The 11,917-nt window shown below is 58.1% G+C and carries 13 protein-coding genes; 6 read left to right on the top strand and 7 right to left on the bottom strand.

The features are described 5' to 3' along the window. Position 1 precedes the first annotated feature (1 nt). From AB4Y89_RS22125 to AB4Y89_RS22115, 3 genes are all read right to left on the bottom strand, one after another. The gene (locus AB4Y89_RS22125) at positions 2 to 409 is read right to left on the bottom strand and encodes a VOC family protein (RefSeq protein WP_442303111.1); all 408 of its coding nucleotides are present in this window, start codon (positions 407 to 409) and stop codon (positions 2 to 4) included. 146 nt (positions 410 to 555) lie between these two features. Next, on the bottom strand, positions 556 to 846 hold the full coding sequence (locus AB4Y89_RS22120; protein ID WP_442303158.1) for a DoxX family protein: 291 nt from the start codon (positions 844 to 846) through the stop codon (positions 556 to 558). 151 nt (positions 847 to 997) lie between these two features. Continuing rightward, positions 998 to 2,050: a sigma-70 family RNA polymerase sigma factor gene (locus AB4Y89_RS22115; protein ID WP_442303110.1), complete on the bottom strand. Its 1,053-nt coding sequence runs from the start codon at positions 2,048 to 2,050 to the stop codon at positions 998 to 1,000. A 47-nt stretch (positions 2,051 to 2,097) separates the two neighbouring features. Here AB4Y89_RS22115 and AB4Y89_RS22110 point away from each other — a divergent pair, with 47 nt between their 5' ends. From AB4Y89_RS22110 to AB4Y89_RS22085, 6 genes are all read left to right on the top strand, one after another. Beyond that, the gene (locus AB4Y89_RS22110) at positions 2,098 to 2,550 is read left to right on the top strand and encodes a hypothetical protein (protein WP_442303109.1); all 453 of its coding nucleotides are present in this window, start codon (positions 2,098 to 2,100) and stop codon (positions 2,548 to 2,550) included. A 6-nt stretch (positions 2,551 to 2,556) separates the two neighbouring features. Then, positions 2,557 to 3,915 (top strand): hypothetical protein, encoded by a 1,359-nt coding sequence (locus AB4Y89_RS22105; RefSeq protein WP_442303108.1) that lies wholly within the window; start codon positions 2,557 to 2,559, stop codon positions 3,913 to 3,915. Between the two features lie 27 nt (positions 3,916 to 3,942). Beyond that, positions 3,943 to 4,065 carry a hypothetical protein gene (locus AB4Y89_RS22100; protein WP_442303107.1) on the top strand — a complete coding sequence of 41 codons (123 nt, stop codon included), beginning with the start codon at positions 3,943 to 3,945 and terminating at the stop codon, positions 4,063 to 4,065. A gap of 120 nt (positions 4,066 to 4,185) precedes the next feature. Beyond that, positions 4,186 to 4,737 carry a cupin domain-containing protein gene (locus tag AB4Y89_RS22095; RefSeq protein ID WP_442303106.1) on the top strand — a complete coding sequence of 184 codons (552 nt, stop codon included), beginning with the start codon at positions 4,186 to 4,188 and terminating at the stop codon, positions 4,735 to 4,737. 17 nt (positions 4,738 to 4,754) lie between these two features. Beyond that, complete coding sequence (locus tag AB4Y89_RS22090; protein WP_442303105.1) at positions 4,755 to 5,714, top strand: hypothetical protein; 960 nt, start codon at positions 4,755 to 4,757, stop codon at positions 5,712 to 5,714. Between the two features lie 158 nt (positions 5,715 to 5,872). Then, entirely contained in the window at positions 5,873 to 6,502 is a 630-nt protein-coding gene (locus AB4Y89_RS22085) for a hypothetical protein (RefSeq protein ID WP_442303104.1), read from the top strand. 299 nt (positions 6,503 to 6,801) lie between these two features. Here AB4Y89_RS22085 and AB4Y89_RS22080 read toward each other — a convergent pair whose 3' ends face one another. From AB4Y89_RS22080 to AB4Y89_RS22065, 4 genes are all read right to left on the bottom strand, one after another. Continuing rightward, positions 6,802 to 7,794: a hypothetical protein gene (locus AB4Y89_RS22080; RefSeq protein WP_442303103.1), complete on the bottom strand. Its 993-nt coding sequence runs from the start codon at positions 7,792 to 7,794 to the stop codon at positions 6,802 to 6,804. A gap of 195 nt (positions 7,795 to 7,989) precedes the next feature. Beyond that, positions 7,990 to 8,334 carry a nuclear transport factor 2 family protein gene (locus tag AB4Y89_RS22075; protein WP_442303102.1) on the bottom strand — a complete coding sequence of 115 codons (345 nt, stop codon included), beginning with the start codon at positions 8,332 to 8,334 and terminating at the stop codon, positions 7,990 to 7,992. Positions 8,335 to 8,671: 337 nt separating this feature from the next. Further along, a complete protein-coding gene (locus AB4Y89_RS22070; RefSeq protein WP_442303101.1) occupies positions 8,672 to 9,238 on the bottom strand; it encodes a DUF4256 domain-containing protein in 567 nt (188 codons plus the stop codon). Positions 9,239 to 9,360: 122 nt separating this feature from the next. Further along, complete coding sequence (locus tag AB4Y89_RS22065; protein ID WP_442303100.1) at positions 9,361 to 11,784, bottom strand: alkaline phosphatase family protein; 2,424 nt, start codon at positions 11,782 to 11,784, stop codon at positions 9,361 to 9,363. Positions 11,785 to 11,917: the final 133 nt, after the last annotated feature.

Below are 11,917 nucleotides of genomic sequence, written 5' to 3'. Positions count from 1 at the left end.
ATTAAGAAAGGGCGCAGTTGAAGAACCACTGGATTCCGAACTTGTCGGTCAACATGCCGAAACGTGCGCCCCATGGCATATCGCTCAGCGGCAGGCGAATCGTACCGCCGTCTGCAAACACAGCAAAGAACTGTTCCAGCTCAGCCAGTGACTCGCAGTCGACTGAGACCGTAAAGTTGTTCCCGGCATGGACCTTGCCACCGGGCGCTGAGTCCGAGGCCATCAGAATGGCTTGACCCCTGTAGTTCAACTGGCTGTGCATGATCATGRCATCGGCATCGCTCGAAGGCTGACCTTCGGCATTGGGATACGGGGTGAGCTGCAGCTCCGTGCCAAGACATTGTTGATAGAAATGCATCGCCTGGCGGCAGTTGCCTTCAAAGTGCAGAAATGCAAGAACGCTCTTCATCGTGATCTCCTTGTGTCGAGTTGTGGGGGGGATTTAGAGCATTTTCCTGTTGCGGAGTATCCCGTGAGGAGTGTGCAGCGGCGTTTTCATTGAGGAAAACGTCCCTAGATGCACAAGCCCCGCACGACGCCTACAGGAAAAATGCTCTAGCGTGCGAAGACAGTCTTCAGCCGCCAGTCGCGCAGATAGAGGCCTGCCCAGGCAATCGCGCCAAAGACAACCGGGAACAGGATGTTGAACCAGCCTGCGCTGACGCGAACATGTGTTGCCACCGCTCCACCCAGGTAGCCCGTCAGCAGCACCGCGCCCAGAATGGCGGTGCGGGGAATGAGGTAGAGAAGTGTGCTCAGCAGCAGCACTACACCGAGGCCGATGATGCAGCTTTCGGGATAGCCGAGCTGCACGGTGGCCTGCACCACAAAGGGCGGCTTAACCAACAACGATGAAATTGGCGACGGTAAGCACCAAAGGTGCGCTCTATACCAGCCTAGGGTGAAGCCCTAGGTCTTCGGCCCATTGAAAAATAAGGGCTGAAAGCCCGCTCTATAGATCTTCAAACGCATCGAATTTGTCGATACACCCTAGCAACTAGACGGTTATCCCAAACCCGAACCGGGGGAAAAGGCGTGCCGTATCCAGGAACGTGGTTACGCCGGCGATGCGGTCGCCATCCAGCTCCAGCACGATCAGGCCCCAGGCCTTATGACCGCCCTCGGGATTCGGGCGGTATTGCACAAATGCAGGCCAGCCGGAGGCAGAGGTTGGGAACAAGCGCGATCCCTTGCAGCCGCAACCCAGGCCCAGCATCCACGTCTGAATCTCCTCTGGCCCCTGCAGCCATAGTTCGAACGGAGGCATGCACAGCGTGACATCCTCACGCATCAGCGCCGTAAGCCCGGCGACGTCGTACTGTTCGAAAGCGGCGACATAGCGCCGCAGCATTCCCTGCTGGGCTGCGGTCAACGAAACCGGCTGTTCCTCACTGCGTTTCGCCAGCGTTGCCCGGGCGCGCTGCAATGCGCTGTTCACAGAAGGCACGGAAGTCTCCAGCGTCTCCGCCACCTCGGCGGCAGAGCACCCCAGAACCTCCGTCATCAGCAACGCGGCGCGCTGTCGTGGAGCAAGATTCTGCAGTGCTGCCACAAAAGCAAGCCGCACGCTCTGCCGCTGCACCACCTGTTCCGCCGGGCTGGCATCGTTCGATACCACCTGTGTATCCAGAATCGGTTCAATCCAGTACTCCTGCGGCTGCTGTGTCAACGACTCCAGCGGAGGCGCACCCGGAGAAGGCATTCCTTCGTCAACCGGCCGAGCACGCCGGCCACGCTTCTTCAGCTCATCGAGACATACGTTCGTGGCAATGCGGTACAGCCAGGTCTTCAAGGTCGAGCGGCCGTCAAAGCTCTCAAGGCTCTTCCACGCCCGGATCATCGTCTCCTGCACGGCGTCGTCCGCATCGAAGACAGATCCCAGCATGCGGTAACAGTGGCCGGTCAAAGCAGGCCGATACATCTCGATCTGGCTGATATCTACGGTCACAGAAGCGGAGTCGATTGTAGCGGTTCGGCGTAGCCGTTGTCCTTTGCCGGCTCCGATCCGGTAAACAAACGTATTGAAAACTTTGCCATCTTCAGCAATCATTCCAACACGCCATCAGGAACCATACTCTCCGCCGCAGGAGGTCTTCGATGTCGCACTATAAAAGCCTTTCCTCTCTCGGTCGTCCTGTCAGGATAGGGGAAGTTGCCTACTCCTTCGACAACCTGCAAAGTTCACCGGCTCTTCTGGTTGAATTAGGCCTGCGCCTCGACCCGCTGCGCACGCTGGTGGTGCAGGAAGACGCCGATGCTGCGGCGGTCGCCGGAGTTGTTGATGCCGGAGAGATCTCGCACATTGTCGTTCGTTCTCCACAGGGGCCTCTCACCGGCATTGTTGTGGTCGATTGGGCAACTGGCCGGATCGCCGGCATGCTCGATGCCACCGTAAAGGATTTTCAAAGCGCCATTACTGCTGTACAGCGCGGTGGAATTCGTGGCGGCAGTTATCACCACGAGTGGCTCACAACCGCCCGTCCCCCGCTGATCTACTGCCGCGGAGGACATTGGGCTGACGCCGACCCGTGCGACCTCCATAAGAAGTAGCCGGCAATGGGCGAACTGATCAAGCAGCTCGACATTCGCGGAATCTCATGGCGCAGCCTGTTTCTTACCGGTGCGTTTCCCGCTCTGCTGTGTGTCAACTGTGTGCTCGGGTATACGAAGGGCTGGCAGGGTTGCACGCAACTCATCGTGACCCTGGTGTCCTTCAAAACCGAATGGCAGAGCGTGCTGCGAATCCTCATCGCCTACCTTCTGCTCTGTGCGCTCTTTGTCGCATTGCGCGTTCCGATTCTCGTCTTGTACCGGCGTATTCCTCTCCCTCTCATACATGGCTGGTGTCTCCGGTGGCATGTCGGCAGAAGAAGATCCGCAAACACTGCAAAAGAGCAAGCTCTCTGGAAGATCTCTGTCGCCCGCTGGCATGAACGTGCTTTCGATGCCAATGTCTCCATGGTCGAGAGCGTACGGAAGAAACTTACGCTGCCGAGCGAAGACAAACTGAAACAGGTATGGAATCTTCGGCGTACGCAGATTGCCGCGAATGCGCACTTCGGGTCGTGGAGACGTTCTCAGTTACAGAAGGCTCTCGAATGGCTCTATGTGCTGGCATCGATCCGCGCTCTGGTGGCTCAGCGCGCCGCGGAGATCGCCGGGCGCGCTTCACAGAGCGATGCGGCAAACTGGCAGCAGGCACAGGACGAGCTTGGAATGATTGCGCCCTCCGGCTGGATCAATGAGGAGCTGCAGCGTTGGAGAGACCTCTGCCATTCCAATACCGCACAGGAGCGAATCGCTTCGCTCAACCGGCATGAGCTCTATGACAACTATGCCCGGGTGTTCCGCCGCGCCGAACAGTTTCCCTCGGAGGAGTGGATCGAGGCCACGCCGCTCGGCAATACGATGGCTGCGCTGGAAGGCTATTCCACGCTTCGCTATGGCATTGACACCAGCCTGCTATGGTCTCGTGTCGAGAAGGTTATTCCTGCCGCTCAGCGCGATGAGATCTATGCCGCCCAGACCGCCGTCTATGCCCTGCTGAACAGCTCCGCGGCCCTGTTCATCGCCGGTGTTGCGGCCATCGCCTGGACGGTAAAACATCTCTCTGAGGTCTGGCAAAGCACAGCCCGCCATCTCTCCCTCCTTGCCTGCTTCTTCCTTCTCGCCTGGATCTTTTCAAAGTTTGCGGTGTACGCGGCAGGGCAGCTTCGCTATCAAATCGAGGCAGGGGTCGATCTCTACACACCGCGTCTGCTCGCCGCGCTTGGCCTGGTTCCGAAAGACCTGGCCGAGCGCCGCAGTATGATCGAGTCCCTTGGCCGTTTCATGGATGGTTCCAGCGTATCCAGCTTCAACTTCGTCCTGCAGCCTTTGACCGATCCGGTTCTGTCGATCGAAAAATCAAAGTAAGACAGGGAAATTCAGGAAGAATCACTCATGGAGTCGCTGGTGTACTTGGTCTGGCTGGCGGCGCTTGCCCTGCTTTATCCACTCCGCCGCGGGTGGCCATGGTCAAATCCAGAAGACGCTCCTGGTGGCTCTTCTATCTATGACAGCTAAAACGCTGTCATCCTGAGCGCAGCGAAGGACCCGCTTTTCTGGTCGCCCGCTGAGGTCAATCCAGCCAACATCGTTAACGCGGTAGAATCCCATGCAACGCACGCCGAGAGGGAGATCTGGATGGACGCATTCGATCCACAACGCCGTTCCTTCCTCGTGGGCGCCGGCAGCCTCGGCCTGTCCCAGGTATTGCCGCCCGCTTCGGCTCAGACGAACAACCCGGTCCAGCAAGGCTATGTGCTCGGCGCTGCTGAAGGTGAAACCCTCATCCACTTTCGCGATCACGGCGCTATCATCATCAAGGCATCTCCGGTAACAGGTTCCGGCGAGCTCGCGCTTGGAACACAGCAGGTAATGCAGGGTACGGGAATTCCCGTTCACCGGCACTTTCATATGGACGAGGCCTTCTACGTCCTGGAAGGCAGCGGCAGCGTCCTTCTGAACGACGTTCCCCAGGGCTTCGAAAAGGGCGCAACCATCTTCATCCCGCGTAATGCGTGGCACGGCTTTCAGAACCCCGATCACGAACTGCTCCTTCTCTGGATGGTTTCGCCTCCGGGATTGGAAGGTTTCTTCCGCGAAACCTGCACCGCTCCCGGAACACCGTCCAAGCAACTCACCCGCGAACAGATCCACGCGATCGCACTTAAATACGGAACCGAGTTCCGATAGCTCTCCGGCGACCTCCGATGACTCCTCTAGACTGGCTACTCGAATCCGACCCCGCCATTCGCTGGCAGACGATGCGCGATCTGGTGGAATCCTCCCAATCGGCGGTCAACGAAGGAACTATTCGACAAGCTTCATCCGAGCGTTCCCGCATCCCAAACGAAGGCCTGGGAGCAAGGGTTCTCTACAGCCAGCAGCCGGATGGTTCATGGCTCCGGACCGACGAGCCCAAATGGGCATCAACGCTCGTGACCATGCTTCTGCTGCGATCCTTCGAAATCGATCCAGCCGATCCCGCCGTGGATGCGGCGGTTGTCCGGCTCGAGACCAGTCTCTGTTGGGATGACCATCCCGGCTTCTGGGACCTGCGGCCTCCCACACCCGGCGGCAATCCATTCTTCGAAGGCGAAGAAGAGCCTTGCATCAACGGCGGTGTGCTCGCGCTCGGCGGCTACTTCGGCCGTCCGTCCTCAACCCTCGCGCAACGTCTTATCTCGCAGCAGCTTGAAGATGGAGGCTGGAACTGCGACGCTCCAACCAGCAGCCGCTCCTCCTTCCACACCACCATCTGCGTCCTTGAGGGTCTGCTCGAGTATGAGTGCGCCGCCGGGCCGTCTCCAGAGATTGCCGCCGCCAGAGCCCGCGGTGAGGAATACCTGCTGGAGCGCAGCCTCTTCCGCAAGCTTTCGACCGGCGAAGTCGCAAACGCCGAATTCCTGGAGCTCGCCTTCCCGCCGCGCTATCACTACGACATTCTCCGCGCCCTCGATTACTTCCGCGCGGTTAACCGCGCCGATCCGCGGCTCAGCGAAGCAATCGGGGTTCTCAAGAGCCGCCGCCAGCCAGACGGCCGTTGGCTTCTCGACCGTGCTTACGACGAGGCGCTCCCGTTTCCGATGGGAGAGACAGTTGGTGGGCCCAGCCGGTGGAATACTCTCCGTGCCCTGCGCGTCCTTCGCTGGTACGAACGGCAAGCTTGACCCTACAGCGATGGGTATTGCCGAATTCACCGCCAGAATGCATGACGACGCAGCAGGAGAGGGGTATAGTCGAGGGCAAACGCTCTAGTCGAAAGAATGACTGGGACGGTGACAACTGCAATCCCTGCCCCGGCAACTAAAGTTGCATGAAACGGAAGGTGAAAGAAGCGTTGCAGATAATCGCGTTCTCGGTGAGCGCACTGGCCTTTGTCATGACGGCCTGCAAGAAGACAGCCACGGTCGCCCCTAACTATGCCGGCGCGATCGATACGTACTACGCCGCTCACCCTCTCTGCGTATGGCCGACGCCCCAGCAGTTCCCCGTACAAGTAGCGCACTCTGACCAGGACAAGACGCGTCAGTTCGACGCCCTGGTCGACCAGGGACTGCTGACCCGCACCTCGGCCGAGAAGAAGATCATCATCGTCTCCAAACAGATGAACAATTACGACATCAGCGAAAAGGGCCGCTCCGCCTGGACTACGGATCCATCCCAGCCCGGCTACGGCAACTTCTGCTATGGCCATCGCAAGGTTGCGTCGATTGACAGCAACACGCCTACCTCCGATCAGCCGGGCGCGACCACGACGGTGAACTATCACTACACCATCGACGGCGTCCCCGCCTGGGCAGAGGCCCCCGAAACCAAGATCGCCTTCCCAGCGATACAGTTCGCTCTCAGCGGACCTAAACCGACAACCGCAATGCTCACCAATACCCCGCAAGGCTGGCAACTCACCAAAGCCGCTAACAGCAGCACCGGCGACGACTCAGGCGTCGTGCAGTAGTTAGGGTGACAGATTCGGAAGCAGTACATATAAGCGCTGAAGGCGCGCTCTATACCAGCCTGGGGCAACGCCCCAGGTTAGCGGTATTAACAATCTAAAGGGCTGAAGGCCCGCTCTATAGAAATGCAGCTTGTGGGACTAGAACATTCTTCCTGTGGGTCTAATGTAGGGGTTCCGCACCTATGGGGTTCGCGCAATGAAAACGCTCTATTACTGCGTTTGTCGAGCACCAACCGTCCGGGTTGTCATCCTGAGCGGAAGCGAAGGACCTGCTTTGTTCAACCTTGGTCAAAAGAAATTCACGAGATCGTCTTTACCAACCGGTATCGATCCAGGGTGATCTGTGCCCGGATAGCATCAACAGCACTTGGATAACGCACCCGCGCAAACGCAACCCAGGCATCGCGATACGCCTCCCACGCTGTCTCCGCGCTGGAAAGACCATCTGCCGTCACTGCTCCCTCGTCGATCGCTTCCTTCGGCTGCGTCCGCAAGCCCTTGACCTTCTTCTCGTACTCACGCTGCAACAGAACATCAGACGTAGCAATCTGATTGGCAGAAAGGACAGGCCATTGCTTGCGTTCGAAATGCGTGATCTCTCCACGAAAAAGATCGTTGAGGATCTCCTGTGAACCAAGAGTCCGTATCGTGCGGATAGTTCCACCCTGATACACCTCGGAGATATGTGCGTCGACGTATGCATTCTGAGCGGCAAGAAGTTTTCCGAACGCCTCCTTCTGTTCAGGATCCATCGAGGACTTCAATGAGTTGTAGTAATGGCTCCGCCGCTCATCCTTTATCTCGGATGCGTAACCGCTGCAGAAGTTCATCGTGAAGGTGTTTCCTGCATAGTCGCAGAACTCAAACGGCTCACGATTGCCGCGGGCGCGTTTCTCAATCTCCGGCAGTGCGCCTGTCGCCATCCACTCTTCCGTCTCGCAGGCGAACCGCATCGCCAGGGGAACGTTACGCTGCACTCCTGCGCCGTTGACATAGAGATCGGCCAGAATCAGCGAACCGCCAACCACCCAGCTCGTAGGTTGATCCGGGTTCTGCGCGAGCTTAGCCTTCTGCGCAAGCCGCTCCTGCCACGCACAGGCACGCGCTTCAGCGTAGTTCACGGCCTGCCCGATACCGCGATAGGAGCGATAAGACGCACACGCCGGAAATACCTTCGGAGCAGGAACCGTCTGTGCCTCGGCGGGCAGCGGAACGGAGGCATACGCAGCGCAATCCGCAGGTTGGCCGGCAGAAACGGTCTGACCCAGGGCAGCAAACGCACAGTTTGCCATGAGAGTGGCTGTCGCGAGACCAAAGAGCTTTTTCCAGCGGGAACGCGCGCAGATCATGTGAGCGCAGTATATGACGATTCGCGAGCACCGCACGCTACTTGTACCTTGTCACGCCATCGAAGGGCGCCTCGATCTTCACTCCGCCACGCACCATTCAACTATTCAACTATTCAACGATTCAACGATTCAACTACCTCACGCGTAGTTCCCGGCTGAACGGAAACACTTGCCTTCATCGTTAAAGAAAAGGATTTCCCCACAGCGGCGGCCCGCCTGGTTGGTGTAGCAGATCACCACTGAATTCGCTCCGGTGTAAACCGTCTCCAGCGTGAAATGCAAACCCGGAAACAGACCCATGGCCTTCTGCCAGTAAGCACGGATGGCGGGCTTGCCGTGCAAGGTACCGGAAGGTTCTCCCATAATGTTCACGATATGCGGAGACGACATTTCAAAGTCGTCCGTGTAGAACGCCATTACCTGGTCCAGATCATGCGAATTCCAGGCAGCAATCCAGTTAGCGGCGAGATTCGAAGGCATCATGCCTCATTGTGGCACGGCAAATGAATGAGAACCCAAGGTCTTACCGACAAATGTGCCTACCATACTCTAGATGGCCCATCCATCGCTTATGAATCTCCGACGAACTTTGTTCGTTGAGCGGTAACGCGATGGACGGGATCGTCGGGATCCTCAGCGAACTCGATTCGCTTTGGGGTATTCGAGCATCAGTTCGAACCGTTTTGCTTAAGGGCATGGCTTCAGCCATGCCGCACATACGCCAAAGAAGCAAGCGGCTTCAGCTGCTGAGGTCCGCTCTTCACCCGTCCGCACCATTCAACCCGCAGAGAGAGCCATTCAACCGCAGCTCGAACCGCCATCAAACCTTAAACAATCCGCGAAACCCTCTGCCGCGGTAAAAGCAGGGCGCAGTGTTGTGATACACAAAGACGCGCCCATAGCGCCGGTCGCCAAAGATAGCTCCGCCCAGCTTCGTAATCTCATCCGGCGTCTTCAACCAGCTCTGCGTCTTGGTGTCGAAGCTCCCAAGCTTCTGCAGCTCTCGATACTGCTCTTCGTCCAAAGGCTCAATCCCGATCTCCGCCGCCATATCCAGAACATTACCCGCGACCGGTAGGCCTTCCTTCTCCCGCTTCTTCTGCCCTTCCCGGTCATAGCAGACGTTTCGGCGACCGTCGGGACTTTCGGCCGAACAATCACAGAAGATGTATTCCCCCGTCTCATCATCTCTACCGATCACATCCGGCTCACCGCCGGTCCGCTCCATCTCAATCAACGTCCAAAGCGCCCGAGTCTTTCGTTCGAGCCTTGCCTGCACGTCATGCCATGCAAGCCCTGCATGACGGTTCCCATTCCTCTCAAAGCGTTCCTGCAGCGTTTTGAAGAGTGTCTCGCGTTGTTCCTTTGAGAGAGTCGCAGCGGCCATCGAGGGAGCTTCTGCAATGGCGCGACTGTCAGCGCCAGCCTGAATGGATGATAGCGAGCAAACAGGCTCTCCGTGGATAAACCGCCGACTAAAACTTCTTATTGAATCTCGTGATCTCGTTCCTAATACATCTTCGTAGGCGTGCACGGGTCATACCCAAGCGACTGCACGCTCACCGGCACCGGAGGCGTCGGCGGCGTTGACCACGGCACTGCATTGAAGTCGAAGAACTCCAGCAGATTCGGTTGCGCTGCATCGCGTGCCGTCAGGTGCGCGGAGGAGCCGAGGAAGCGGTTCTCCACGAACTTGATCACCGCCGTGTGATCCATCGGCGTGTGCGAGACGAAGTGCTTACGCGTGAAGGGCGAGATGATGATGTTCGGAACGCGGAAGCCGAGCTGGGCCGCGAAGCCCTGTTTGGCAGGTGCGTCGGCCGCGTTGGCTCCGGGGTCATTCGAGTTCAGGTCGCAGTGTGTGGTCGGTACTCCACCGCTGGGTACGCAGGGTTTGTAGGAATCGGCATTCACGGAGATCTGCGCGACGTCCGGAATGGAGCCGAGTGAGGCATCGGTATTCGCGTTCGATGCACCCGGCACCGGAGGCACATGGTCATACGGCCCGCCGCCTTCGTCATAGCTCAGGAAGAAGACGGAATTCGACCACGCCGGGCTGGCCGTGAACGCATTGATGACCTTAGCCACCTGCGCCTGTCCTACGATGTTCGACCCGCCGGAGCCTGGATGTTCATCGTTATTGCCGTAGCCCGCTTCGATGAAGGAGAAGCTCGGCAGCGTGTTGTTGGTCAGGTCAGTAAAGTAAGTCGAGAGAGGTGCAACATGGTTGGGATCGATGCAGAAAGAGTTGGAAGCATCGCCGACAACACTGGACTTCTGCGTCGGAGCCACGCATGCTGATCCCGAAGGGTTCTGGTACAGATACTTGTTTGCCCACCCGAAGTAGCTGAGGACGGTGGCTGGGAACTGCGCCGCCGCGCCTCCCGTGCAGTCATCCGCGGAGAGGCATGAACCCTGAGTGACCGTGTAGTAAACCTTCCAGCTCACACTGGACTGGTCCAGCTCCTGGAAGATGGTCGGCAGGCCAAGCTGCGGTAGGTGATCGTTCGAACCGGGATCGAAGACCAGGCCCTGTGTGGTTCCACCGGTAAAGGTGGCGATGCGGTTGGGAATGCTCTTGCTCGAGAGCGGTGAGAACCAGCGGTCAGAGACGGCGAACTGCGACGCCATGTAGTAGTAGTAGTTCAGGAATCCCTGATCGTAATACCCCATCACACGCATACCGTTTGTGTCCGTATAGTTGCCGGAGCAGACTCCCGACTGCAGGCACGACTTCGCAAAGCCTTCGGCCGTGTGCACGAAGCCGTCAAGATTGATGCCCCGCAGCGTGCTGAAGTCATAGCGGCTGACGTCGCCATAGCTCTCCAGCCAGGAAGAGCTGGCGTCATCAATGCAGGAGCTCTTCAATTTGAAGAGCTGATACGAGACACCTTCATCATTCTGGTTGCTGACGCTGGCGAGCTTATCGTCAATGCCGTCGACGTTATACGTCTTGCCATCCTGGCCGATATTCCAGCCGTTGCTCAGACGATACGGATTCAGCATGCCGAAGTAGCTGTCGAAGCTGCGATTCTCCTGCAGCATGAAGACAACATGATTGATCTTTTGTAGATCGGCCGCGGGCACAACCGTAACCGTAGCAACCACCGAAGTGTTGCCATCCGAGTTCGTGGCGGTTGCCGTGTAGTTGGTTGTGGCGTTGGGTGTGACCACCTGCGTTCCGCCGGTCGCGGCGAGCGTGTAGTTGGAGCCATCGTTTCCGCTAATAACGACTCTGGTGGCATCGCCGGCGACGACCTTGAGCGTGGAAGAGCCGCCCGCCGTAATCGTGGAAGAGGTCGCGGTGAAGCTGACTGTAGGCGGCGCCTGATTCCTGACCGTGATGTTTACCGGTGTATTGAGCGCTCCGCCGCAGTTATCCCACTCCTGCACGAAGGTGTTGTATGAGCCTGGATTGAGAGTCAGCTTGGTGTTAAGCGACGCGCCGTTGACGTGGTAGGCAAGCGTGTTATTGACGTAGATGCCCATCGCTGCCACACCTGCCGCGCAGGTGGTGCTGCCTGCCGTGGCGGTGTAGGTCACAGGCGAAGTATCCGTGCTGTTGTTCGCGGGCGAGCTGATGGTAACGCCGTTCTGTGTGCTGCCGCCGGGGATCGTAATACTGACCGGCGTAGTCGTCGAACCGCCGCAGTTATCCCACTCCTGCACCACTGTGTAATACGAACCCGGACTCATCGTGAGCTTGGTGTTCAGCGAGGCGCCGTTCACCTGATAGACAAGCGAGTTATTGACATAGATCCCCATCGCGGCGACGCCGCTGGAGCAGGTCGACGCAGTAGCCGTGGCAACATAACTGACCGGGGAGCTCACCGTCGAGCCGTTCTGGGGACTGGAAACCGAGACGGTAGCAAATACGGGAGCAGCCAGGAGAAAGAAAACAGCAGCAAGAAAGACACACAGCTTGCGATTCATATTGTTTTGCCCTGCAAATCGTCAGAGGGATCGACCGGCGTCGGCTTTCCCGCACACCCGGACGAAGATGTGTGATGCCAAATTGTTCGGTAGCGACTGCCTGGGTCATGAGATTTTTGTCAGCCGAAATCGA

The organism is Terriglobus sp. 2YAB30_2, assembly GCF_052114765.1.
GTDB lineage: Bacteria > Acidobacteriota > Terriglobia > Terriglobales > Acidobacteriaceae > Terriglobus.
Note: the sequence above shows the minus strand (reverse complement) of the source record. Positions and strands in the feature narration are given on the sequence as shown.